The sequence below is a fragment of the Campylobacter sp. 2018MI34 genome, assembly GCF_016598975.1.
In the GTDB taxonomy this organism is placed as follows: domain Bacteria; phylum Campylobacterota; class Campylobacteria; order Campylobacterales; family Campylobacteraceae; genus Campylobacter_D.
Map to the genome: position 1 here is coordinate 1 of NZ_JAENKS010000149.1, position 437 is coordinate 437.

The window sequence follows — 437 nt, forward strand, 5'->3', positions numbered from 1 at the left end:
GTTTTATCCGTGCTGAAGTCATTAAGTACGATGATTTTTTAAAGTTCGGTTCCGAAGCGAAAGTAAAAGAAGCCGGCAAACTTTCCGTGGAAGGCAAGGAATATATCGTGCAGGATGGTGACGTTATGCATTTTAGGTTCAACGTATAACAACCGACATTTTCGTATTTCAATATAAAGCAGGCACAGACCTGCTTTTTTCATGCCTATCCCTGACTTCAGTTAGCCGTTATCCCTGAGCTTTTGTTGTTTTCTTTCGTACATTTGCGCCAAATAAAAACCCTTATGACAAAAAAATTACTTTGTGCCGCAATGGCTTTTACTGCAAGCTTCGCTTTTTCTCAGTCTCTTTTTAAAGAAGATTTTAATGACCTTACCGTCATCAGCCGTTGGGAAAATATAGACCGCGATGGAGATGGTGAGAAATGGGAATATTAC

At 39.6% G+C, this 437-nt stretch carries 1 protein-coding gene; it reads left to right on the top strand.

Annotated elements, in window-relative coordinates:
• Window positions 1-149: DUF933 domain-containing protein (locus JG676_RS08160; protein ID WP_200217919.1), on the top strand; the 149-nt coding region annotated here is incomplete at its 5' end.
• Between the last annotated feature and the right edge of the window lie 288 nt (window positions 150-437).